Annotated in this window: 18 protein-coding genes; 14 read left to right on the top strand and 4 right to left on the bottom strand. The window is 48.7% G+C overall.

Features of this window, described 5'->3' with window-relative positions; genetic code table 11:
* Positions 1–25: 25 nt before the first annotated feature.
* Complete coding sequence (locus BLS14_RS13240) at positions 26–979, top strand: nucleoside hydrolase (RefSeq protein WP_090903632.1); 954 nt, start codon at positions 26–28, stop codon at positions 977–979.
* Positions 980–1,140: 161 nt separating this feature from the next.
* Here BLS14_RS13240 and BLS14_RS13235 read toward each other — a convergent pair whose 3' ends face one another.
* The 3 genes from BLS14_RS13235 to BLS14_RS13225 form a co-directional block, all read right to left on the bottom strand.
* Positions 1,141–2,859, bottom strand: a complete 1,719-nt coding sequence (locus tag BLS14_RS13235; RefSeq protein ID WP_090952145.1) for a methyl-accepting chemotaxis protein — start codon at positions 2,857–2,859, stop codon at positions 1,141–1,143.
* A 274-nt stretch (positions 2,860–3,133) separates the two neighbouring features.
* Complete coding sequence (locus BLS14_RS13230) at positions 3,134–3,865, bottom strand: DUF3105 domain-containing protein (protein WP_176854499.1); 732 nt, start codon at positions 3,863–3,865, stop codon at positions 3,134–3,136.
* 268 nt (positions 3,866–4,133) lie between these two features.
* Positions 4,134–5,048 (bottom strand): zinc ribbon domain-containing protein, encoded by a 915-nt coding sequence (locus tag BLS14_RS13225; RefSeq protein ID WP_090952140.1) that lies wholly within the window; start codon positions 5,046–5,048, stop codon positions 4,134–4,136.
* 302 nt (positions 5,049–5,350) lie between these two features.
* Here BLS14_RS13225 and efeO point away from each other — a divergent pair, with 302 nt between their 5' ends.
* From efeO to BLS14_RS13210, 3 genes are read left to right on the top strand one after another with little or no spacing between them, the layout of a single operon-like run.
* Positions 5,351–6,247, top strand: coding sequence for an iron uptake system protein EfeO (gene efeO / locus BLS14_RS13220; RefSeq protein ID WP_090952139.1), 897 nt, complete (start codon positions 5,351–5,353; stop codon positions 6,245–6,247).
* 4 nt (positions 6,248–6,251) lie between these two features.
* On the top strand, positions 6,252–7,526 hold the full coding sequence (gene efeB, locus BLS14_RS13215) for an iron uptake transporter deferrochelatase/peroxidase subunit (protein WP_072733707.1): 1,275 nt from the start codon (positions 6,252–6,254) through the stop codon (positions 7,524–7,526).
* 53 nt (positions 7,527–7,579) lie between these two features.
* A complete protein-coding gene (locus BLS14_RS13210; protein WP_256336441.1) occupies positions 7,580–9,475 on the top strand; it encodes an FTR1 family iron permease in 1,896 nt (631 codons plus the stop codon).
* Positions 9,476–9,641: 166 nt separating this feature from the next.
* Here BLS14_RS13210 and BLS14_RS13205 read toward each other — a convergent pair whose 3' ends face one another.
* The gene (locus BLS14_RS13205) at positions 9,642–10,703 is read right to left on the bottom strand and encodes a LacI family DNA-binding transcriptional regulator (RefSeq protein WP_090952136.1); all 1,062 of its coding nucleotides are present in this window, start codon (positions 10,701–10,703) and stop codon (positions 9,642–9,644) included.
* 507 nt (positions 10,704–11,210) lie between these two features.
* Between BLS14_RS13205 and BLS14_RS13200 the strand changes: the two genes are divergently transcribed.
* From BLS14_RS13200 to BLS14_RS13155, 10 genes are all read left to right on the top strand, one after another.
* The gene (locus BLS14_RS13200) at positions 11,211–12,104 is read left to right on the top strand and encodes an ABC transporter permease (RefSeq protein WP_240321538.1); all 894 of its coding nucleotides are present in this window, start codon (positions 11,211–11,213) and stop codon (positions 12,102–12,104) included.
* A 16-nt stretch (positions 12,105–12,120) separates the two neighbouring features.
* On the top strand, positions 12,121–13,002 hold the full coding sequence (locus tag BLS14_RS13195) for a carbohydrate ABC transporter permease (protein WP_072733705.1): 882 nt from the start codon (positions 12,121–12,123) through the stop codon (positions 13,000–13,002).
* A 56-nt stretch (positions 13,003–13,058) separates the two neighbouring features.
* Positions 13,059–14,666, top strand: coding sequence for an ABC transporter substrate-binding protein (locus BLS14_RS13190; RefSeq protein ID WP_090952133.1), 1,608 nt, complete (start codon positions 13,059–13,061; stop codon positions 14,664–14,666).
* A 98-nt stretch (positions 14,667–14,764) separates the two neighbouring features.
* Positions 14,765–16,246, top strand: coding sequence for a glycoside hydrolase family 32 protein (locus tag BLS14_RS13185; RefSeq protein ID WP_090952130.1), 1,482 nt, complete (start codon positions 14,765–14,767; stop codon positions 16,244–16,246).
* A gap of 19 nt (positions 16,247–16,265) precedes the next feature.
* Entirely contained in the window at positions 16,266–17,159 is an 894-nt protein-coding gene (locus BLS14_RS13180) for an ROK family protein (RefSeq protein ID WP_090952127.1), read from the top strand.
* Positions 17,160–17,567: 408 nt separating this feature from the next.
* Complete coding sequence (locus tag BLS14_RS13175) at positions 17,568–17,912, top strand: Na-translocating system protein MpsC family protein (RefSeq protein ID WP_090952124.1); 345 nt, start codon at positions 17,568–17,570, stop codon at positions 17,910–17,912.
* A 477-nt stretch (positions 17,913–18,389) separates the two neighbouring features.
* Positions 18,390–19,460 carry an ABC transporter substrate-binding protein gene (locus BLS14_RS13170; RefSeq protein WP_090952656.1) on the top strand — a complete coding sequence of 357 codons (1,071 nt, stop codon included), beginning with the start codon at positions 18,390–18,392 and terminating at the stop codon, positions 19,458–19,460.
* 107 nt (positions 19,461–19,567) lie between these two features.
* Positions 19,568–20,506 carry a nucleoside hydrolase gene (locus BLS14_RS13165; protein ID WP_064641787.1) on the top strand — a complete coding sequence of 313 codons (939 nt, stop codon included), beginning with the start codon at positions 19,568–19,570 and terminating at the stop codon, positions 20,504–20,506.
* Between the two features lie 199 nt (positions 20,507–20,705).
* The gene (locus tag BLS14_RS13160) at positions 20,706–21,524 is read left to right on the top strand and encodes an ABC transporter permease (protein ID WP_063567190.1); all 819 of its coding nucleotides are present in this window, start codon (positions 20,706–20,708) and stop codon (positions 21,522–21,524) included.
* A gap of 4 nt (positions 21,525–21,528) precedes the next feature.
* Positions 21,529–22,320: an ABC transporter permease gene (locus tag BLS14_RS13155; protein WP_024632851.1), complete on the top strand. Its 792-nt coding sequence runs from the start codon at positions 21,529–21,531 to the stop codon at positions 22,318–22,320.
* The last annotated feature ends 3 nt before the right edge of the window (positions 22,321–22,323 follow it).

Below are 22,323 nucleotides of genomic sequence, written 5' to 3'. Positions count from 1 at the left end.
ACCAGGGGGAAGGATGAAAACTAGCATGACGAACCAACTTAATGTGTACTTTAACCATGACGGCGGCGTGGATGACCTCGTATCGCTGTTCATGCTTCTGCAAATGGACAATGTAAATGTAACCGGTGTATCGGTTATTCCGGCAGACGGATATCTGGAGCCAGCTACAGATGCCAGCCGTAAAATTATCGATCGCTTCGGCACATATTCCGTAGAGGTAGCGAAATCCAACTCCAGAGGGAAGAATCCGTTTCCTGCGGCGTGGAGATTGCACTCCTTCTATGTAGATGCACTTCCAGTACTGAACGAATCCGGCAAAATGGAAGCTCCTTTGTCTGCCGTTCCGGCTCACCAGCATCTGATTGAGAAAGTGCGCAGCACCGAAGGCAAAACGCTGCTCCTGTTCACAGGCCCGCTGACTGACCTCGCGCGTGCACTGGACGAAGCACCAGACATTGAAGAGAAAATCGACAAGCTCGTGTGGATGGGTGGAACGTTCGAAAGAGGGAACGTCGAAGAGCCTGAGCATGATGGCACAGCAGAATGGAACGTATTCTGGGACCCGGAAGCGGCTTACCGTGTATGGCAGAGCGGTATCCAGATTGATCTGGTAGCCCTGGAAAGCACAAACAAAGTGCCTCTGACACCTGCTGTACGTAACCGTTGGGCTGCAGAGCGCCGCTTTGAAGGCGTTGACTTCCTGGGTAACTGTTACGCAGGATGTCCGCCACTGGTGTACAGTGAAACGAATTCCACGTACTATCTGTGGGATGTGTTGACTACGGCTTCCGTTGGACGTGAGGACATCGTGAAGAAGAAAACGGTGAACTGTATTGTGATCCCGGATGGTCCAAGCCAGGGCCGTACGGTGGAACAAGCAGACGGACGTCCAGTACAACTCGTGTATGATACCGATCCAGAAGCGTTCTTCACATACATGACGGATTTGGGCAAAAAAGCTGCTCCGCAGCGTTATTAATTCAGGCAGCCGCGAGGCCAGCCTCCATTAAAGGTAGAACAATAAAAAGCCGCAGGCAGAGTGAGCAGGAATGGGGTAAACCCCATGTTCCTGTTCCCTGCCTTGCGGCTTTTTTGTATTCATCCGGTGGGCTCCCATGGATTGCCCACCTGCAATCCGATTTATATTTTGAATCGGCTTATCAACCCGTTCAATTCACTAGACAACACACGAAGGGATTCCGCGGACGTACTCATCTCATCCATCGATTGAAGTTGCCCGTCAGTTGCAGCCGATACTTCCTGAATGCTGGAAGAGGACTTGCGCGAGATATGTTCCATATCCTCAACGGAAGCGGATACTTCTTCTGCACTGGCGGAGAGCTGTTCGGAAGCGGCGGACACTTCGTGCAGGCGTTCATTCATCGTCTCAATGCCGGAATGAATGGACGTGAATGAACGTCCTGCTTCCTGAACAACAGCAAGACCGGCTTGAACTTCTGAGGTACTGGCCGACATATGCGAAGATAAAACGGCAGTCTGTCTCGTCATTTCGGCGATCAGTTCAGTCACATGCTGGGACGATTGCTCTGATTCCCCCGCAAGCTTCCGAACCTCGGAAGCAACAACGGCGAATCCGCTGCCATGTTCCCCGGCCCGAGCAGCTTCAATGCTTGCATTTAATGCCAGCAGACTGGTCTGAGAAGCGATGCCCTTCATCATGTGGGCTACCGATTCAATTTTGCTGGAGTATTGCGCAAGCTGGGAGGTAGATGCTTCCATCTGGGCGTTGGCCTGATGAATCTTGTCCATGCGGTCGATCGCGGTGTTGATGTTGGTCTGGCCCTGTATCGCGTTATGGGTCGTCTCCTCGGATACATCAGCCACCATGGAAGATGAATTCGCAATATGCTGCATGCTGCGTGTAATTTCCTCCATCGCTACAGTAACTTCCCCCGCGCGTGCAACCTGCTCCGCAGCCCCTTTGGCTGTGTGATCCGTGTGCTCAGCAATGCGCTGGCTGGCTTCCGCTGTCGCCTGCGAGTGTCTGGATACCCCTTCGGCTGCTTGCAGCAGGGAATCGGAGCTTTTGCGGATGCCTGTCATGACATCTCTTGTATCCGTGACCAGATGTTTGAACTCCGAAGCCAGTTGTCCGACCTCATCCTTCCGTCCAAGCTCGACATCGACGGTCAGATCACCATTGCCCACCTCAGCAATGATCTTCTTCAGTTTCACCAGAGGACGGGTCAAATAATGAGCAAATCCATAGACCAGCAGCACGCTGAGTAATACGATGGCAAGGGCAGTCCAGATCATGGTCATCCGATTGCGTGTCATTAACTCGTAGACGGCGGTGGAGTCGAGGTCGGCGCCAACCAGACCAAGCAGTTCCCCATTAGCCCCGTGAATTGGTACATAGGCTGTAATCGTTGCGCCGTACTCATCCTGGGTCAGATCGCCCCGGAAAGGTTCGTTTTGTGCAAAGGCTTGCAGCATTCCCACATAGTGGTTCTCTTCTGGGGACCCGTAGGGAGAGAAATCATCCTCTTCCACATCCGGAGCAGCGCCATCCACCACGTAATAATACGATGCGGCTCCGTTATCTTCACGCTTACCAAGCGTGTATAGATACTTCAATCCATTGGACTGGCGAAGCTGGCTGAGTTGTTCGCGCAATGTATCGTAATACTCGGTTTGATCCTGTCCTGTACTAAGTGGCGCATACAGGGAGGTGTCGATGGATTGCGCTGCTCGTTCGGCAACAGCCTGTGCCTGCATGCCCATCGATTGTTCAACCAGCTGTGCAGATGAGCGATACATGGTAATGCCAAGAACGGCTCCTGCCGCCAGCATCAGACAGGAAAAAAATAAAAAGATACGCATAAACAAACTGTTCATTAGTAGAAATGTTCCCCCTTGATATGTAGGACTATGAATTCTTATATTGAAGTTGGATGAATCTTCTTATTGGGAATGCGTTTGCTACTTTGCTAACGTACATATATGTATTTCATTTCTATTTAAAATATCGGCATCTGCATGATAAAGAATTAGCCCCCGGATCAAGTAGATCCAGGAGCTTATCTTGTTTGAAACGTATAAATGGATATCTCATCTCTTGGACTCCCCATGATTGCAGGAACCATTTGCTGCTGTTACTACAAAGAGGGCATTACATCGTCCCGCCACCCTGGCGGATGGAGGCAGGGATCTTCTCAGGTCCCTGATTAATATATTTATTAATAAAAGTGCCTACTTTGGCATCATCGAATTGGTCCAGCTTCATCGTTTTGGTCCATGCCGTCACGATGACCTCACTGCCCTCGGGGATGTCTTTGTTCGGTACAGCGAGAATACCTGATCCAGCTTTGCGGAACTTGGCAAGGTATTTCAGATGCTCCTTCAGCTCATCACTTGCATTCTCACGGTAATAAATGATGATATCCCCATGCTCTAGATTATGTACTAGATATGGATAGCCGGGGAAATCGGTGTAGAATCCAAATTTGATATCATGCGGGTTATGAGGCCCCGATGTCGGGATGGTCATCTCATATTGAATCGGCTCTTCCGTATGATCGGCTCCGTAGTATTTATCGTCAGTCACTTCGATCGCAGCACCGGCATTCAGATCCGCAACGTCATACTTGGTAAATGCGCCCTGCATGAAGAAAAGAACAAACGCAATGATCGATACCCCCAGTAGTGCATGAGCAGCCAGGCGGATAGATCGGGTTTTCTTTTTAATCACAGCTCGTTCATTCTTCTTCATATGTGCCAGTACAGACTTCTGGGTGCGTGAAGACCAGATATAAGCTGCGATGGAGAGCAATAGAACGACTGCCCCAATGATAAGCCAAAGATAGGATGTCCCTGCCTCGTGCTCCATTTGCATATGATTCATATTCATATCCATTTCCTCTACCCTTCTTAATAAAATAAATGATCACAACAATACACTACATAATGTAGTGTTAATGACAATGGTGCAGATCCGATATAAGCATGGAGTGTTTCTCACCTCATATCCTTACGTAAAAAAGGACATACCTTTTACACTACACATTATAGTGTATGGAACGCAACGAGTGCAATCTGCTGACGTTGAAAACAAAAGAAGACCCTCCTCGCATAAGCAGGGAGAGCCTTCGTAAGAGCTTTTGAACTAGATACTACATACGACCGTATGGAGAAAACATGAAACTAATCAATCCAATGATTGTAGTGCCCAGAAAGCGAGATAGAATAAAAAACAATACAACATTGGCAATCAACACGCTGTACATGCTATCGATGGCTGCCTTCGTACGATTCAGCGGATACTGGAACAGCACCGTGTTAAGAGATACAAAGATAATCAAATACGAGACAACGAGGAAGAAGATAGCGATGGAATACGAGATAACAATAAACAGATTCGCCAGAACGAGCGACGCTACAGCGGGAACTAGTAATGATCCAAACTGGGCAACCAGCGTTTTGGGGCGAAACGTTATTTTCTCAATCTTCAGTATGGCATACATCAATGCGATCGCAACGATCAAGGAAATGGCGGTGAACAATAGCGGTCTGATAAACCCGCCAATGAACAATCCGTCCATATCCATCCGGCCGAATGTAATCAAAAAGTATGTAGAGGATAGGACCGCAATCAGAGCCATCGTGATCCAGCCGTTAAGAGAGTGCTGTTCACCAACGGTTTTCATGGTTTGATAAGGACGAGTGAGCACACTAAGGAAATAGGATAGATACTGTTTGCTTACTTCTTTGGCTTGCTGAAATTTCTCATTTTGTACGATGTTATTCCACTGATTGGTGTTTTTGTCTCCTGAAGATGAAGCGCCCTCTGTGCTGGAAGAGTCGGATACATGTTGTACAGGTCTGGGAGCAGAAGGTGTGTTGGGAGAAATGGGAGCGTGAGAAGGTGTCGTCTGTGTGCTCGACCAACGGGTATATTCAGGTTCGGCAGCAGCGGATTGTTGCTCCTGAGCGGAATTTGCAGTAGGGGAGGAAGGGGCTAGATTAGCGCCGCACCTCTCGCAAAAACTGGCATTTCCATTTTCATGATTACATACTGGGCATTTCATGGCATGAGCCTCCAATTTGATAAATTAAAGTAATCTAGACATTTTGTCTCATTTTAACGGCTGATGACGAAGTTTGTCTATGTTTTCAAGGGAATTAATACCCGGTATTTTCCACCTGAGTATATGATTAAACCGGTCCCCTTATTTTCATATTGACATAAGTATGCGCCGGAATTATGATGTCATTACCGAAATTGATAATCATTATCATTAAATGAACGTTAATCCAAGGGTTTGTACTCATCGACATATTAATCGCACGAGTATAGACAAATCAGTCTAACCATAGGGAGTGTATCGTGTTGAAAAAAATATTGACATTGCCGGCTGTTGTGCTGGCAACTTCGGTTTTACTCGCCGCTTGCGGCAATAATGAAGCGGCTTCGGACAAGCAGGCAGAAACGCCTGTTGCTCAAAGCGAAAACCAAACTTCCACAGAAACCACGGATGCAGCAGATCAGGAAGCGACCGGGAGCGATTATACAACCGCAGTGGATGGCTATCGCGCGTTTGCAATTGAGCAGATCGATGAATTCGTGAAGCAAACGGAGAAGTTCACGGATGCCGTGAAAGCTGGTGATCTGGAGACTGCCAAATCATTATATGCACCAGCTCGTATGTATTATGAACGCATTGAACCGGTAGCCGAAGCACTTGGCGATCTTGACCCGAATATCGATGCACGTGACGGAGATGTGGAGGCTGCCGACTGGCGCGGATTCCACCGGATTGAGAAATCACTTTGGGAAGACAAGACGACCGAAGGCATGACTGACTTTGCGGATACATTGTTAAGTGATGCGAAGCTCCTGCGTGCTAAAGTCGAGACGATGGATATCGATGCGAGTCTGATGGTAACGGGTGCGGTAGAACTTCTGAATGAGGTTTCCTCCAGCAAGGTAACCGGTGAAGAAGAACGTTATTCCCATACGGATTTGTATGATTTTGCAGCGAATGTAGAGGGAGCACACGAGATTTATAACCTGCTCAAGGATGATCTGGCTGCCAAAGACAAGGATCTGAATCAGCAAATTGCGGACCGATTCGATGCGCTGGAGAAAGAGCTTGCTCCATTCAAGGATGGAGACGGGTACGTTTCCTATGAGAAGCTGAAGGATGAAGACGTGAAGAAGCTGAGTCAGAACCTGGATGCATTGGCTGAGCCACTGTCGAACATGGGACAAGTACTGGGAGTGTAGAACAATGACTGAGCAGAAAAAGGATTCGCTGAAAAAGCCGTTGTCACGGCGTGAAATGCTGAAGCTGACCGGCGTGGCCGGATTGGGTCTGCTCTTGGGCGGAGGCGGTGCCAGCGGACTGATGGCGCTGGGCCGCAAAAGCAGTTCGGCGGTAGTGAAAGAGGCCGCGCCAGACAAGGGCCTGCCCTTCTATGGCAAGCATCAGGCGGGCATCACCACCCCGGCTCAGGATTTCATCTGCTTCGCTGCCTTTGATGTGACGGCGGGAAGTGCGGATGATCTCCGCCGTCTGTTCAAGAACTGGACGGCTGCCGCCGCTGCCATGGCCGCCGGAGAAATGATTGGCGAACATAATACAACGCTGAATACGCCCCCTACCGATACGGGCGAAGCGGCAGGCCTGACACCGTCACGAACCACGTTGACGTTTGGTGTGGGGCCCTCTTTGTTTGACGGGCGCTTCGGGCTGCAGGGCCGGAAGCCCAAGGGCCTGCGCGATCTGCCGGCATTCGCCGGAGATGCGCTGGACCCGCAGTGGTGTGGTGGCGACCTGTGCGTGCAAGTCTGCGCAGACGATATGCAGGTCGCCTTCCATGCCATCCGCAATCTCGCGCGCATCGCACGCGGGCATGCGGTATTGCGCTGGACGCAGGAAGGATTCCAGCGCACGGGCCGAGCTGACCCTGCGGGTGGAACACCGCGCAACTTGCTCGGCTTCAAGGATGGCACCGGCAATCCGGATACAACGGATGCCGTGCTGATGGACCAGACCGTCTGGGCGCAGCCTGCTGACGGTCCGGGATGGATGGCTGGCGGCAGCTATATGGCCGTCCGCCGGGTTCGTATGCGTGTGGAGGTGTGGGACCGCTCCACACTGAAAGACCAGGAGGCGACATTTGGCCGCCACCGGGATAGCGGAGCGCCGCTCGGCAGCCGCGGCGAGTTCGATCCGGTAGATCTGAAGGCCAAGTCTGCCGATGGACAGCCTGTCATTCCGGCAACGTCACATCTGCGTCTCGCGAAGGGTGATGGCAGTCAGCAAATTTTACGCCGCTCCTACTCGTATTCGAGTGGGCTCGATGCCAAGACCGGACAGCTGGATGCAGGTTTGCTGTTCATTAGTTATCAACGGGACCTGGAGAAGCAGTTTATTCCGATTCAGAAACGACTGGCAAAGAACGACAAGCTGAACGAATATACCGTGCACACAGGCAGTGCTGTATTTGCCTGTTTCCCGGGGATTACGAATGGCGGATATATTGGGGACACCTTGATTTAGTAGAAGGTTAGATGGCACTGATCGGTTTCAGAGGAATGGGGAGGATGACAAAGATGAGCAGGATCGCAGATCGGAAGGCGCAGAAGCGGCTGCTGCACAAAGGAAGGTTGATGCGCTCCTTGCTGATGCTGCTGGTGTTTCTGATGGTGGGGTCCAGTGTAATTCGTTTACCGGGCATGCCACACGCTTCTGCTGAGGGGCTCCAAAACAATGAGCAGTCCGTGCAAAAACAACTGGATAGTCTATTGCCGCCTGTGGGCAGCGCCTTAGTTGAAGCGGGACAGGGCAAGCTGGCAGAAGCCACGGAGGACGTCGCCGAATTCCGGCAACTGTGGGATGCTGCCAGCACGTTGGTGCCGGAGCAGAACGCAGATCAGGTTGCGACGACCGCCAGCGTTGTAGTTGAAGCTTTGTCTAAAGCGGAACAGGCACTGTCGGGCAATGATTCTGATGCTGCCAAGAAAGCATTGGCGGATCTTGCCCGTGCGACCAATCAGTACATTGAGGCGTTTCAGGGTGCGGAAGAGAGCAGCGACGCAGGCCGTAAAGCGGCCGAAAGGCTGCTGCCAGACGCACGTAAAAGTCTGAGTGCAATGGAACAGGGCGATTGGACCCAGGCAGAGCATGCCTATAAACGGATTGTTACGGCCTGGAAAGGCACCGAAGCTCCGATCCGTCAGGATCATTTTGGCGTATACAGCCAGTTAGAAAAAGACATCAGCCTGGTTCGTATTTCAATGCAGGCCGAGCCCCGCAAGGAAGAACAGGCAACAGAGCGTATGCAGGAACTAGTCACGTTGCTCACGGACTACAGTGCAGGGACACTCAAGGAAGGGGAAGTTGAGGATACGTCAGCATCCTCTGGTGTTTCTTCATTGTCCGACCTGCTGAAATTACTGGAGCAAATAGAGCAGCAGATTCAAGCCGGGGATACCACTTCTGCTGCAACGGGATTGGAGCAGTTTATCGTGGCCTGGCCTTTGGTTGAAGGTCAGGTACAAATATCATCTCCCGCTTCATATACGGCCATTGAGAATGAAATGGCGGAAGCATCCGGATATGTCGTCTCCAATCCGCCCAATACGGCGAAGGCAACCGAGGTTGTAACCCGCATGATCAATCGGCTGGAGCCGTTAACGGCTACTACCTCATACACGGCATGGGATGCAGCATTGATCCTGCTTCGCGAAGGATTGGAAGCCATTCTGGTACTGGCTGCATTGCTCGCTTATGCCAAGAAAAGTGGCGAGACTGCGGCCCGGCGCTGGATCTGGGCTGGTGCCGGTAGTGGTCTGCTGCTTAGTGCGGCGCTGGCCGTTGTACTGTCGCTGACCCTTGCTGTGGCATCATCGGGTAGCACACGGGAGATGATTGAGGGGTATACGGGGCTTGCAGCCGTTGTACTAATGTTGACGGTTGGACATTGGATGCATAGCAAATCGAATACCCGCTCCTGGAATAGTTATGTACAGCGACAGGTAGGTGGTGCACTGGCAAGGGGGAGTCTGTGGTCACTCTTTGCTGTGGCGGGACTCGCCATCTTGCGAGAAGGTGCGGAGACTGCGATCTTTTATATTGGCATGGCGCCTGCAATTGATACCTCGCAGATGTTGATCGGTATGGGGGCAGCATTGCTCATCCTGATTGTATTGGCTGTGGCCATTATTCAGTTCAGTGTACGTCTGCCTGTACGATGGTTTTTCCTGACCGCTACGCTGCTGATTTATTATCTGGTATTTCGTTTCCTTGGAGAGAGTATTCACTCCCTTCAAGTCTCAGCAGCGCTGGGGGCTCATGTTGTGCCGAGTCTGCCAACGATTGGCTGGCTTGGCATGTATCCGACATGGGAGACCTTTATTCCACAACTCGTTGTTCTGGTCTTTATGATCTTTAATTTGATTCGCACAGAGGTACGTTCGGCCAAAGGAGCATCCAAGGCATCCGTGTAGCACGGAGCTACGAATGTTGGTTAAAGGCTGCGTCCTGTTCGCATCATATTGTGAATGCATCATACAAAGGGCATATAGAAGTCCCTTTAAAAAAAGCCGTATCCTTCACGATCTACTCTGCGTGAAAGATACGGCTATTTATTTTTTTAGAGATTCATGAGATAAGTTAAACGGTTTGTGGATTGGCATTCATAAGTGTGGGAGTGGACTCCCGTATGATCGGTTTGGTCACGATATGCGAGACCTGATAAGGCTGTGACGGATGATCAATCCGGGATAACAGCATCTCCGCAGCCTTGATGCCCATTTCGTTGCTGTAGATATGAACCGTCGTTAATGCAGGCTCAATAATCCGTGATTCAGGTGCGTTATCAAAGCCGCATATGACGATATCCTGCGGCACTGTAACACTCCTCGCTCTCAAAGCTCTGATGAGATCGACTGCGATAAAGTCGTTGGCACACACATACGCATCAGGCAGTGACTTCATCTCCGCTACTCGCTCGTTCAACCAGCCGGGCTTCGAGAAGAACAGGCGGTCATCATCCACAATGCATTCGGATGGATCGACCTGCAGGCCCGCTTCCAGCATGGCCCGCTGATACCCTACCCAACGTTCATTAAAGCTTTTGCAATGATTGTAATCCCCGGCAAATCCAATATGGTTATAACCGCTCTCAATTAACTTTCTGGTTAACTGGTACGTGCTGTGCTCATTCTCCATCAGCAGCAAATCTGCATGAAATTCCGGAAAACATATGTCAGAAGCGCAATCGATGAAGATTGTGGGAATTCCCAGATCGGTAATAAGCTGCGTATATTTCAGATCGAACAATTCAATGCAGATGATGCCATCTACGTTGGAAATATCAAAATTGTTAGGAAGTGTAAGTGAATCCTGATCAACCTCACGCACAATATGAATGGAGAGATTGTACCCCTCTGCGCTGATTCTTTTCTCCAGACCGCTGATTAACATTGAACCAAAGTGAGATGTATTGGGCAGATTTTCCGTTAACAGGGCGATATTGCTTGGAGCTTTGGTTAGAACATGCTCATTTTCCATATAGGCAAACTGTTTATATTTAAGTTCAATTGCTTTTTTAATTACACGATTACGTGTCTCATCCGGGATGTTTCCGCTATCATTCAAGGCTTTGGAAGCTGTATTCCGGGAGATGCCCAAAGCATCCGCGATGTCCTGTATCGTAACCTTTTCTTTTGCCATCTAGTGCTTCACCTCTAATGATCATATGGTCGTCCATAGTATTATCTTAGTCAAATGTATAATAGATCGAAACAAATAGCAATCTCAATTTTACATATGCACAATTTAGTTTACATTTTTAATTCAGATAATGCGCTATTATTTATATTCAGAAGTTTCGTTACAAATGATAATTAGTACAAAATATCCTACCTCTGATAAGGAAAATGACAGGTTGAAGGCTAAAGAGTAAACGTTATATATACCATTTAATGCACATTCATAACTCGAAAAATACACAAAATGTTATCAAATGCACAATTATTTTTTTACAAAATGTATTGACTAATGCCTAGATTACCTGCTAAATTGTAAATTATTAAATGAGCAATTGTAAATATTGAAAGCCCTTACTACAAACAATTGTCAACTTCAGGAATGAACGGAGGTCATGTGTTGGATAACACGGTGGATACCAAAAAGGGTACTGGAAGGGCGTTGAAAGAGAGGACATCAACCGGTCACAGGATGCAGCAGTTCAAAAAGAATTATTTTTTGTATTTGTTACTCGCACCAGCTCTGATCCTGACCCTTATCTTCAAATACATCCCGATGTACGGAGCCATTATCGCATTTAAGGATTTTAGTCCAATCAAAGGCATCATGGGCAGTGAGTGGGTAGGACTGAAGCATTTCGAGAAATTTATAGCTTCACCCAATTTCGATATCATTTTAATGAATACGCTTAAACTGAGCTTTTTGGGGTTGATATTCAGTTTTCCGGTGCCCATTCTACTTGCTCTTATGCTCAATCAGGTACGTAAAGCCGGAGTGAAAAAAAATATTCAACTGTTTCTGTATGCACCCAACTTCATATCGGTTGTTGTCGTTGTGGGTATGCTGTTCATCTTCCTATCCCCGACAGGACCGGTTAACCAATTCGCGACATGGATTACCGGTCATCCAATCATGTTCATGTCCGAGCCGGAATATTTCCGCTGGATCTACATTTTGTCGGATATTTGGACCGGAGCAGGCTGGGCTTCCATCATTTATGTCGCTGCTTTGGCCAATGTCGATCCGGAACTTCACAATGCAGCCAATCTGGATGGAGCCAATCTACTTCAGCGTATACGCCACATCGACCTTCCGACGATTCGTCCGATTATGGCTATCGTATTTATTCTTGCCGCTGGCGGAATCATGTCAATTGGATTTGAGAAGGCCTACCTGATGCAGACGTCCATGAACCTGCCTTCCTCCGAGATCATTGCCACGTATGTCTACAAGGTGGGCTTGCAGTCCGGAGATTACGCTTATTCTGCGGCAGTGGGATTGTTCAACTCGGTCATCAATGTCATTTTGCTGGTGACTGTGAATCTGATTGTGAAGAAATTGAATGAAGGCGAAGGCCTCTATTAGGAAAGGAGTATTATCCATGGTAGTCAAACACACGGGAATGGATCGTCTGATCCTCGCACTGAACGCCATCTTTCTCACCTGTGCTGTACTGGTTGTGGTCGTTCCTTTGATTTACATCGTTATCGCCTCATTTATGGACCCTACTGTGCTGCTGAATCGGGGATTGTCCTTCAATGTATCCGACTGGAGTCTGGACGGGTATCAGATGATTCTATCCAATCCGGCCATGATTCGAGGGTTTGCCAATGCGGTGCTGTACTCGGTTTCCTTTGCACTCGTAACGGTGACTGTCTCGATATTTGCAGGTTATGCCTTGTCTGATGAAAGGCTGGCTGGGCGGGGATTTTTCATGATTATATTTATCATCACGATGTTCTTCGGTGGCGGTTTAATTCCTACCTATCTGCTTGTTCGTAATCTCGGCATGCTGGACACGGTATGGGCCATTATCATCCCAGGCGCAGTCAACGTATGGAACATCATTCTCTCCAGAACCTTCTTCAAAGGGGTACCGCGAGAACTGAGAGAAGCCGCCAATGTGGATGGCGCCTCCGAGATGAAGATTTTCTTCCAGATCGTCATTCCGTTATCAAAACCTATCATTTTTGTCCTCGCGTTGTACGCGTTTGTAGGGCAGTGGAATTCCTATTTTGACGCCATGATCTATCTGGACAACCCGAACCTTCATCCGTTACAGCTCGTTCTGCGCTCCATTCTGATTCAGAATCAGGCTGCACCGGGCATGATCAGTGATCAGCTTGCGATGGCAGAACTGAAACGGCTCTCGGAAATGATCAAATATTCAGCCATTGTCATTTCGAGTCTGCCACTCATCATCATGTATCCGTTCTTTCAGAAATATTTCGAAAAAGGTGTCATGGTAGGTTCGCTCAAATAGTGAACAGCCTGAAATATAGCGCGCTCGATCCAACATAATCCACGGAGGTCATTATCATGAAAAAAGTGAACAAGTCCAGAAAAGCCGCTACAACGGCATCCATCTCCATGTTGTCAGCTATGCTCCTGCTCTCGGCCTGTGGCGGGGGAGGAGGCGGTGCAGCGAGTGAAGCCCAGTCGCCTGATGGCAAAGTGACATTGAATTTTATAACACAGAGTTCTCCGCTGGCCCCTGCTGATCCGAACGAGAAGTTGATTAACAAGAGACTCGAAGAGAAAACCAATGTGCATATCAACTGGAAAAACTACACGAGTGATGTGTTCGCGGAAAAAAGAAACCTGGCGGTAGCCAGCGGTGATTTGCCGGATGCTATTTTTGACGCAGGTTATGGGGATTATGATCTCCTGAAACTGGCGAAGGACGGGGCCATCATTCCACTGGAAGACCTGATTGAGCAATACATGCCGAATCTGCAAAAGGTGCTGGAGGAAGCTCCCGAATACAAAAGCATGATTACGGCACCAGACGGACATATTTATTCCTTTCCCTGGATTGAGGAGCTCGGAAGTGGCAAGCAGCGCATACAGGCGGTTGATGACTTGCCCTGGATCAATGTGGAGTGGCTGAACAAGCTTGGATTGAAGATGCCAACGACGACCGAAGAGCTGAAACAAGTGCTGATTGCGTTCAAAACCCAGGATCCCAACGGTAATGGTAAGGCGGACGAAATCCCGTTGTCTTTCATTAACAAGCCTGGCGGAGAAGATCTGACATTTCTCTTTGCCGCATTTGGACTTGGAGAGAACTCGGATCACACGGTTGTAACCAACGATGGAAAAGTGGTATTCACGGCAGCTGATGAAGGCTACAAGGAAGCGGTCAAATATATTCACGAATTGGTTCAGGAAGGTCTCGTGGACATCGAAGCGTATCAGCAGGATTGGAATACGTATCTGGCCAAGGGCAAAGACAACAAGTATGGCATGTACTTCACTTGGGATAAGGCCAACATTACAGGCATGAATGATACCTATGATGTTCTGCCTCCGGTTGCCGGGCCCAATGGAGAGGTTAATGTTGCACGTACGAATGGTATTGGTCTCGACCGCGGACGTATGGTTATTACGAGTAGCAATAAAAATCTGGAATCCACGGCGAAGTGGGTGGACCAATTGTACGATCCGCTCCAATCCGTGCAGAACAACTGGGGAACCTACGGCGATGAGACACAGCAGAATATATTTGAATTCGATGAAGCCAAAGGCATGCTGAAGCATCTTCCGCTGGAAGGCTCTGCACCTGTTGAGCTCAGACAGAAAACGAGTATATCAGGACCACTGGCCATTCTCGACAGTTACTATGATAAATACACGACCAAACCGGATGATGCCGCATGGCGTATGGAATTGCTTGACAAAGTTATGGTTCCACATATGAAAGCAGAAAACGTCTATCCAAAAGTGTTCTTCTCGATTGATGAACTCGACCGCCTCTCCACGATTGAGACCGATCTGTTCGCCTATGTGCTGCGTATGCGCACGGAATGGTATCAGAACGGAAAGATCGATCAGGAGTGGGATGCTTATCTGAAAGAGCTGGATCGTCTTGGCTTGCAAGAGTGGCTTCAAATTAAACAAGCGGGATATGACCGCAATACCCAATAAAACAAACTCGATGAGGAGACTCTGCCGTACATAGCATTAAGGTGCGTGAGTGAAGCAAGTCTCCTCTTCAACGGTTTGAATCAAAGGAGTAAACCAACATGTCTACCATTTCAACAACGGATTACCGGGGCGCCTATCACTTCTCGCCCAAGAAAAATTGGATGAATGACCCCAACGGTATGGTATTTTTCAAAGGCGAGTATCACTTGTTCTATCAGCATCATCCATTTGGCACAACATGGGGACCGATGCATTGGGGACACGCGGTGACCAAGGACCTGGTTACCTGGGAAGAGCTGCCTGTGGCTTTGGCGCCGGATGAGCATGGCATGATATTCTCCGGCAGCGCCGTGGTGGACTGGAACAATACGTCCGGATTCTTTGACGATGAGCCAGGACTTGTGGCTATTTTCACCCATCATCAGGAGGTGCCTAACAATCCTCCCGTTCAGTCTCAGAGCCTCGCATATAGCAAGGATAGCGGCAGAACATGGATGAAATACGAGGGCAATCCGGTACTGGAGCATGAGTCGTTCGTGGATTTCCGTGATCCCAAAGTGTTCTGGCATGAACAGACCAAGGAATGGATTATGATTATCGCTTGTGGTCAAACGGTATGTCTGTACCATTCCCCCAATCTGAAGGATTGGACACTGGGCAGTGAATTCGGCGCAGGGATCGGTTCGCATGATGGCGTATGGGAGTGCCCTGATCTGTTCCCGCTGGCCGTGGATGGAGATGCGAGCCAGGAGAAATGGGTGATGCTCGTCAGCATTGGTGCAGATCCGGCCTTCAAAGAAGGCTCCAGAACGCAATACTTCACCGGAGATTTTGATGGCATTACATTTGTTCCTGATGAAGCTTCCCATACCGTTCGCTGGCTTGATCATGGTCGGGATAACTACGCAGGGGTCAGTTGGTCCGACATTCCGGCCGAAGACGGCAGACGTCTGTTTATGGGCTGGATGAGCAACTGGATGTATGCCAATCAGACACCAACCGAAGCATACCGCGGCGCGATGACCATTGCGAGAGAGCTGACATTGGAGAAAAGGGACGGAGAAGTCCTGCTGGTTCAGCGTCCTGTACGCGAGCTGGAGCACGCACGCACGCCAGTACTGTCCTTACAGAATACTTCTATTAGACAAGTGAGTGAGCAGTTGAACACCTTGGGCCTTGTAAACTATGAGATTCATGCGGAATGGCCTTCTGATCAATCTGTTCAATTTGCATTACGAAGTGGTGCGGACAATGAAACTCTCATCGGCGTGGACGTTCGTCAGAATGAGGTATATGTTGATCGCAGTCGATCGGGTATTATCGATTTTCATGAACATTTCCTGGGTCGCCATGCAGCTGGATTAAAAGCAGTGGACGGCAACCAACATCTGCGTATCTTTGTGGATTACTCATCCGTAGAGGTATTTGCCAATGACGGTCAAGCGGTGATTACCGATCTGATCTATCCGGATGCGGGTTCTGAGGGAATCTCTGTTCAGTCCGAAAATAAGGATGTAGTATTTGCTTCGCTTCATATCTACGAGCTATCCCCTATCCGAGCTGAAGTCCAATTGAAATGAGCACTAGGGGGACAGCAAGATGCGTATAGGAGCAATAGAAGCCGGTGGAACAAAGTTTGTATGTGGTGTAGGTAATGAGCGAGGGGGAATTGAAGATTGGTGCAGCTTTCCAACGGAACATCCAGAGACCACACTGGCGAAGGTTATTGACTATTTCAGGGATAAAGGAGTAGCCGCAATCGGAATCGGCTCCTTTGGTCCGATTGATCTGCAACCGGATAGCCCCACCTGTGGTTACATTACAACAACGCCCAAGCCAGGGTGGGGAAACTGTAATGTTATTGGAACCTTGAAGCGCGAATTCCCGATTCCCTTCGGATGGGATACGGATGTGAATGCAGCGGCCCTTGGAGAAGTCACTTGGGGAGCAGCAAAGGGATTGGAAAACTGTGTGTATTATACAATCGGCACAGGTGTTGGGATTGGACTTGTAGCGGGAGGTAAACGTGTGCATGGATTGCTGCACCCAGAGGGTGGGCACATCCGGACGAGACGGCACCCGGAGGATCATTTTGCCGGATTATGTCCGTATCATGGCGATTGCTTGGAGGGCATGGCTGCGGGGCCAGCCATTCAAGCCCGTTGGCAGAGCCCTGGCAGCGAACTGCCGGCAGACCACCCTGCCTGGGAGATCGAATCCTTTTACATTGCGGAGTCCATCACGACAGCCATTCTGCTTCATTCCCCGCAAAAGGTCATCTTGGGCGGAGGGGTGATGCAGCAAAGTCATCTGTTCCCCATGATCCGGGAGCGGGTTGTACGAAATCTGAATGGTTATGTGAATGCAGCCTCAATAACGCAACATATCGATCAATATATTGTCCAGCCGGGATTGGGCCAGCACGCAGGACTATGCGGTGCCCTTGCATTGGGTTTAGAGGCATTGCAGCAACATCCAACGTCGGCTTTATAATTTCTTATATTAATAATGTCCCAGAAGGGACGGATGCAGGTTCACTTGGCTATGTGACCTCACCGTCCTTTGTGGGATTTTTGTCTCATTTACTACAAGAAAAAGTACGCCACGGTTCAAGGCGGATCAGGAAAAGGTGATGCTCAGTCGTTTTGAGTTTCATCCAGAGAACGAGTATCAAAATTGGGTTTTTAAGCAAGAATAATAGAGAAAAGAGATACAGGTAACGCTAAGCACGCTCACGGTGAATATTTACGAATTGTTTTCGCTAGTTTATACCTATCGTTCGCTTTTATGTGTTATTTGCATGTTAACTATATCTTTTGGGTTGCCTAAAATCGTAGATATATGTATAATCAATCGTGTTAACACGTCGAACGTACGGTAGTAAATGATGTGGGTGAGTTCATGGAACTGCTGGACAGCAATGAGAGCAAGAAGAAGATGTGCCAGTATTATAACGAAATTTCGAAGGAACTGTTCGGCTTTGGGACCACTCTCCTGAGAGTGACCATTGATCAGAACATTGTGACCTTCTACGCGAAGCACCGACGTTCACCGCGCTCTGACGCCCTGGAAGGGGAGGCCCCCGGCTTGAAGCTGGAAGTGGACTTCCGCATGTCTGCCTTGTATAAGAAGAAATTCAGGGAGAAGTTGGAGCAGCACATGGGTTTGCCAATCGAAGCTGTATTACGGGATTATGATGCGTCCACGCAGTGGGCCATCACGAATGTGATATTGGAACAAGCATAGGATGGATCGACAGGTTCGATGTATGCGTTGCACACGATTCTAATTCATAATTCGGATTCCAAACAATTTCATATGATGGCGTCTGACTTCGGATTGATTCTGAAGCAGAAACCGATGATGTACCGGCAGCGGGTGTCGCTTTCCTTTGTTTACGAAGAAAAGTGTTCTTGTTTATACAAGAATGCTTTTCTTTTTGTTTTTTTAAGTTGAACTAGCCCTAAATAACGCATGTACCCTTCGAAAATCAGAAGACCTTCCGATCGCTGTTATCCCCAGATTTCTTTTATTCCCTTTAATAAAGGTAGAAATCTTGTGATAGCTTATGCTTTCGAAGAAGCTTTCTTTCAGAAAGCTTTTAGGCGAACACTTCGTTTCTCCAGGTTCTTTCTGTTTTCTAGGTGAAATGCGTTATCAAGCTAGTTCAACTTAATGGTTTGGGTTGTTAAATCACACATATCAGGGGGAATCAGGATCATGATGAAAAAGTGGATTAGCGGTTTGGCGGCAGTGGCAATGACATCGGTATTACTTGCAGGTTGCGGCAGCAGCACAGAGAACGCAACAGGCGGATCAGGCAGCGGAGGCACGGCGCCAACTAAGCTGGTCATCTCCACTTGGGGGTTCTCGGAAGATTTCTTCAATGAAGAAGTATTTGGTCCATTTGAAAAAGAACATAATGTAGACATCGTGCTTGAAGTGGGTAACAACGCTGAGCGTTTGAACAAAATCCGCCAAGGTACATCCAATGTGGATGTGATCTATTTGTCCGATTACTATGCACAGCAAGGTATTGATGAAGGTTTGTTTGAGAAAATCAACCGCTCCAAAATTCCGAATGTGAATGATATTTATGATATTGCCAAAGCACCGCTTGGCGAAGATTACGGCCCGGCCTATACGGTTGGACAGCTCGGAATCGCTTATAATCCAGACCTCGTTAACAAAGAAGTCACTTCATGGGCAGATCTGTGGGACCCGGCGTTTGCGGGTAACCTGACCATTCCGAATATTACGGCAACAGCAGGCCCAATGGTATTGGATGCAGCTTCCCGTGTAGCCGGAAACGAAACGTTTAATGAAGATGCAGCATTTGCGGAACTGAAAAAATTAAGCAGCAACGTTGTTAAATTCTACACGCAAACTTCCGAATTCGTGAACATGTTCTCCCAAGAAGAGATTGCGGGCGGACCGATTATGGAAATGTACTTCAAAGACCTGAAAGCTGCAGTTCCAAATGCGAAGTTTGTTACACCTAGCGAAGGTGCATATGCAGTCATGAATACGATCAATGTCGTGAAAGGCAGTAAGAACAAAGAACTCGCCGAAGAATTCATCAACTGGCAGTTGAGCCAGGATGTACAAACCAAATCCGCCAAAGCTAAAGTGGATTCCCCGGTAAATACGAAGGTTGAATTGAATGCCGAAGAAGCTGAAGGCGTAACATATGGTGCGGACGTAGTTGGCAAGCTGAACAAGCTGGATATGGAATTTGTGAATCAACAGGCTAAAGCATGGACAGATCGTTGGAACCGCGAGATTGCACAATAAGCATAATTAGCGTTAGAACGATAAGGTTTAGAGACAGGTATAGATTGTGCTCGACAAACAAAAATTTGCAGCAAGCAATCATTGAACGACAGAGGAGTTGGGAATGTATGAGTGAAACAGGAAATCGCATCATTCTGGATGTGGATACCGGTATTGATGACGCGCTGGCGATCTTGCTGGCCGTCAAGAGTCGGAAGCTGGACATTCTCGGAATTACCACGGTCTGTGGGAATGTATCGCTCCAGCAGGCAACGGATAATACATGCAAAATTCTCGAGCTGGTGGGAGCACCCTCCATTCCGGTCATTGCCGGAGCGGCTGGGCCACTCACACGCAAGTCTCACTATGAGCACCGGGTACATGGGCAAGACGGATTGGGTGGTGCGCTGCCCGATCCGGCCGTGTCCAAGCAGGCTGATGAAGGTTTTGCCCCGGAATTTATCGTTGAACAAGCGAAGTTGTACCCAGGCGAACTAACATTGATTATGACTGCGCCGTTAACGAATCTGGCGCTTGCGTTAATGAAGTGTCCTGAGCTGCCTACATTATTGAAGGAAGTCATCTTCATGGGTGGCGTCGTTCGTGGACATGGCAATGTTACCCCTACTGCGGAGTACAACACGTACGCCGATCCCGAAGCCGCACGCATTGTATTGCATGCAGGTTTCGAGAAGCTTACGCAGGTGGGCTTGGATGTTACCCGCCAAACGCTGCTGAATGAAGAAGCCATCGGACGATTAACTGATCCGGTATTGCGCAATTACGTGGCACAGAGCACGGAGATTTACATCAAGCGGTATGAAGAAATGAACGGCATTCGCGCTTGTGCCCTGCATGATCCACTGGCCGTTGGTGTCGCTCTTGCCCCGGAACTGGTTGGACGCAAATCGTATTACGTTGATGTAGAGACGGCCAGCCGTTTGTGCGATGGTCAGATGGTATGTGACTTCCAAAACCGTTTGGGTGAACAACCCAACACATTGGTATGTGAAACGGTAGATGCCGAAGCATTCCTTGAGTTGTTTATTAATGCGTTAAATTCTTAATTGCTCGACCCAATAAGATATTTATACGATTGCGGAGAGTGCAGAACCGATCTGGAGAAGCGAAGCGTTCCCCTTTATCCCCCGATTTTCTCCATTGATAAGGAATCAGAAAAATCGGGGGATAACAGGGATCGAAGGACGGTACTGCAATCGGAGTATCCGAGTATAAATCTCTAATTCTTATGTCAGGAGTACCGCGATGAAGAAATCAGTATACTGGCTATTGCTGCCGGGATTTGTGTTTTTGGCGGCATTTATGATCATTCCGATTGTCCTGACGATCGGATCGACGTTTTTTCAAGAAAACTCCTTCACGTTTGAAGGATACATGCATTTTTTCAGAGACCCTTACTTTTTGAAAATATTGCTTACGACGCTGCAGGTCAGCGTGGTCACCACCATCGTCTGCGTGGTGCTCGGATTCCCGACAGCTTATTATATTTCACAGAAAGCGCCGCGCCGCAAAGGCATTCTGCTCGCGCTGGCAATCTTCCCACTGCTGACGAGCCCGGTTGTGCGCTCGTTTAGCTGGATGATTATTCTCGGACGCAAAGGGCTGATCAACAACGCTCTTGTTGGGCTTGGTATCGTGGACAAGCCGCTGGATATTCTGTATACGCCGGCAGCCATGATGATTGGTTTGACCCATCTGTTCCTGCCACTCATGATCATTTCCCTGGTCGGTGTGCTTGAGAACATCGATGGTGATCTGCTCAAGGCAGCACAGAGCCTGGGTGCATCCCGCTTCACGGCATTTCGCCGGGTGGTGTTCCCGCTGGCTGTGCCAGGGCTCGTTATCGGAGCCGTACTTGTTTTTGTCGGAAGCCTGACGGCTTATACAACGCCTGCACTATTGGGAGGCAAACAGCGTGTAATTGCGACGTTCCTCTATCAGAACGCCATGACCCTGAACGACTGGTATCTGGCCTCGGTCGTTGCTGCGATTATGATTGTCATTACGTTTGTCGTGGTCGGTGTCATGAACAAAATGGCCAAAACTTTAAATCCGAAGGGGTAGACATATGCGGGAGAAACATATCGGGCTGGGCCTGTTCAGTCTGCTGGTCTTTATCTTTCTGCTGGGCCCGCTTCTGATCATCTCGGTGACTTCGTTTGAACCGGGGACGGTACTCAAATTTCCGCCGGAGGGCTTTTCCCTCCGCTGGTACGAGAATATTTTCAACACAGGCGGTTTCCTCCGCACGTTCCAGACGTCCATCATCATTTCCCTGCTGGGGAATTTGCTGGCGCTGTTGCTCGGGGTTCCAGCTGCGTACGCACTTAGTCGTTATGATTTCAAAGGCAAGTCCGTGCTGAATGCATTGTTCCTGTCTCCGGTACTCATTCCGGGAATCGTGCTTGGTTTTACATTGATGAAATACCTGATCGTGATCTATCATCTGCCGATGTATTTGGGTTTGCTGATCGGTCACACGATTATTATGCTTCCATTTATCATTCGCGTTATCGCATCGAGTCTGTCGAGCTTTGACTTTGCAGTAGAAGAAGCAGCCCTGAGTCTCGGCGCAGGACGGGTTAGAACGTTCTTCCAGATCGTGCTGCCCAACATTCGCTCAGGAATTCTCGCGGCGGTGCTGATTGCCTTTTTGGAGTCGTTCAACAACGTGGACATTTCCGTGTTTATGACCGGACCAGGGGTAAGCACATTGCCAATTCAGATGCTGACCTATGTAGAAAATTATTTTGACCCAACCATTGCAGCCATTTCCGTGCTTTTGATGGTATTAACTGGACTTTTAATGTTCGTGATCGAACGGATCATGGGCGGATTCTCATACTTTACTAAACGTTAATTG

Source organism: Paenibacillus sp. OK060 (genome assembly GCF_900101205.1).
Classification (GTDB): Bacteria; Bacillota; Bacilli; order Paenibacillales; family Paenibacillaceae; genus Paenibacillus; species Paenibacillus marchantiae.
This window is presented reverse-complemented; position numbering and strand designations above follow the sequence as displayed.

What these genes read in the sequence shown, in the direction of transcription:
- BLS14_RS13240 (WP_090903632.1), top strand. Translation starts at nt 26, where the DNA reads ATGACGAACCAACTTAATGTGTACTTTAACCATGACGGCGGCGTGGAT.
- BLS14_RS13235 (WP_090952145.1), bottom strand. Translation starts at nt 2,859, where the DNA reads ATGAACAGTTTGTTTATGCGTATCTTTTTATTTTTTTCCTGTCTGATG.
- BLS14_RS13230 (WP_176854499.1), bottom strand. Translation starts at nt 3,865, where the DNA reads ATGAATCATATGCAAATGGAGCACGAGGCAGGGACATCCTATCTTTGG.
- BLS14_RS13225 (WP_090952140.1), bottom strand. Translation starts at nt 5,048, where the DNA reads ATGAAATGCCCAGTATGTAATCATGAAAATGGAAATGCCAGTTTTTGC.
- efeB (WP_072733707.1), top strand. Translation starts at nt 6,252, where the DNA reads ATGACTGAGCAGAAAAAGGATTCGCTGAAAAAGCCGTTGTCACGGCGT.
- BLS14_RS13210 (WP_256336441.1), top strand. Translation starts at nt 7,580, where the DNA reads ATGAGCAGGATCGCAGATCGGAAGGCGCAGAAGCGGCTGCTGCACAAA.
- BLS14_RS13205 (WP_090952136.1), bottom strand. Translation starts at nt 10,703, where the DNA reads ATGGCAAAAGAAAAGGTTACGATACAGGACATCGCGGATGCTTTGGGC.
- BLS14_RS13200 (WP_240321538.1), top strand. Translation starts at nt 11,211, where the DNA reads ATGCAGCAGTTCAAAAAGAATTATTTTTTGTATTTGTTACTCGCACCA.
- BLS14_RS13195 (WP_072733705.1), top strand. Translation starts at nt 12,121, where the DNA reads ATGGTAGTCAAACACACGGGAATGGATCGTCTGATCCTCGCACTGAAC.
- BLS14_RS13190 (WP_090952133.1), top strand. Translation starts at nt 13,059, where the DNA reads ATGAAAAAAGTGAACAAGTCCAGAAAAGCCGCTACAACGGCATCCATC.
- BLS14_RS13185 (WP_090952130.1), top strand. Translation starts at nt 14,765, where the DNA reads ATGTCTACCATTTCAACAACGGATTACCGGGGCGCCTATCACTTCTCG.
- BLS14_RS13180 (WP_090952127.1), top strand. Translation starts at nt 16,266, where the DNA reads ATGCGTATAGGAGCAATAGAAGCCGGTGGAACAAAGTTTGTATGTGGT.
- BLS14_RS13175 (WP_090952124.1), top strand. Translation starts at nt 17,568, where the DNA reads ATGGAACTGCTGGACAGCAATGAGAGCAAGAAGAAGATGTGCCAGTAT.
- BLS14_RS13170 (WP_090952656.1), top strand. Translation starts at nt 18,390, where the DNA reads ATGAAAAAGTGGATTAGCGGTTTGGCGGCAGTGGCAATGACATCGGTA.
- BLS14_RS13165 (WP_064641787.1), top strand. Translation starts at nt 19,568, where the DNA reads ATGAGTGAAACAGGAAATCGCATCATTCTGGATGTGGATACCGGTATT.
- BLS14_RS13160 (WP_063567190.1), top strand. Translation starts at nt 20,706, where the DNA reads ATGAAGAAATCAGTATACTGGCTATTGCTGCCGGGATTTGTGTTTTTG.
- BLS14_RS13155 (WP_024632851.1), top strand. Translation starts at nt 21,529, where the DNA reads ATGCGGGAGAAACATATCGGGCTGGGCCTGTTCAGTCTGCTGGTCTTT.